The sequence below is a fragment of the Rickettsia endosymbiont of Cardiosporidium cionae genome (genome assembly GCF_015476335.1).
GTDB lineage: Bacteria > Pseudomonadota > Alphaproteobacteria > Rickettsiales > Rickettsiaceae > JADHZC01.
In genome coordinates, this window is sequence record NZ_JADAQY010000019.1 from 1 (window position 1) to 1,523 (window position 1,523).

The following is a 1,523-nucleotide window of genomic DNA, read 5'->3' on the forward strand; positions in this document are numbered from 1 at the left end:
CTAAATATATTGTTACAAAGCCACATTTATTAATATATTATTTAAATACCGTTAAAATCCTATTGTAGTGGATATTAAAATAATAGATAATCTACGGGTTAAGTTACTAATAAAAGGAAATAATATAATGGAATCAATTAAAATCCCATTAGAGTTTGCGGATAAATCAATAATAATAGTATTTATTGGTATAATCTGCTGGACAGGTCTTAAGAATATCTTCACAGTTAAGACATTTAAATTCTTCGCTCTTGGTAATAGAAATTTTTCTACAGGAGCGCTAGTCGCAACTATTGTTGCTACCTATTTGAGTGGTAGTGGGTTTTCATTGAATCTCACTAATGTTTATAAAGATGGCTGGCATTATTTTATAACAGTTTTAAGCACTTATTCCTCTCTAATCATATTGGCATTTTTCATAGTGCCAAGGATGCAGGATTTTTTAGGCAATATATCAATGGCGGAAGCTGTTAGTAAAACTTACGGACAAATAACAAGATATATTATATCTATAGTGACTATCATAGGATCTGTGGGTGCAATAGCTGTACAATTTAAAGTTTTTAGTAAAATATTTGAATATTTTACAGGTAATAGCCCAATATTTTCTTTGGTATTTGCGGCTTCATTAGTAACATTATATTCTGCTGTAGGAGGAATAAAAGCAGTGGTATATACTGATATTATACAATTTCTTACCTTGTCAATATCTATCATCATTATTGGATTAATTATGTTTCAATTCGCTGGAGGTAGTACAAATTATTTTTCAAAATTGCTACAATATCCAAAATTTAATTTAAATGAAATATTTACTATCGAGAATACCTCATTTTGGAATACGATAAATCTGATGTTATTTTTTTTCATAAGAGCTCTGCTATCACCACCAACAGCTCACAGAATATTAATGGCAAGTAACTTAACTAAAATACGGAGTGCAATTTTCATTTCAGCTATTGTGTTGGTTATTGGTTTGTGTCTAATAGCTATTATACCTACGTCTTTGTTTATTATTAATCCTGAATTAAATTATAAAGAACTAATACCTGAAATAGTAAATAAATACTCAATTTTTTCTGGAATAGCAGGAATATTAATAATAGGGGTATTAGCAATGTCAATGTCTACAGCTGATTCTCATATAAATACTTCAGCAGTAACTTTTGCCAATGATTTATGGCCCAGTAAAAATCCTGTGCATCAGTTATATGCAGCTAAATCTTTTTCATTTTTTTTAGGGTTATTAGCTCTAGGATTAGCATCTTTGGAGAATAATTTACTGAAAATTATTTTATTCACAAAAGGATTCTATGTAGCTATGGTAATTCCAGTATTATTACTAACAATATTCGGATTCAGGACAGATAAGTCAGTTATATTAACATCGATGGGGGTAGGATTTGCTTTTATAATGTTGTTTAGAGTATATTTACCTGAAACTGAACCATCAGTTATAGTAGCTATAATTACCACATCGTTAATTTTAGGATTTCACTATCTGATATGTAAAGAAGGGGGCT

At 29.5% G+C, this 1,523-nt stretch carries 1 protein-coding gene; it reads left to right on the forward strand.

The window, feature by feature from the left end:
• Positions 1–127 precede the first annotated feature (127 nt).
• Positions 128–1,523, forward strand: a 1,396-nt coding sequence (locus IHI24_RS04650) for a sodium:solute symporter family protein (protein ID WP_194966901.1), incomplete at its 3' end; no start/stop codon positions are given.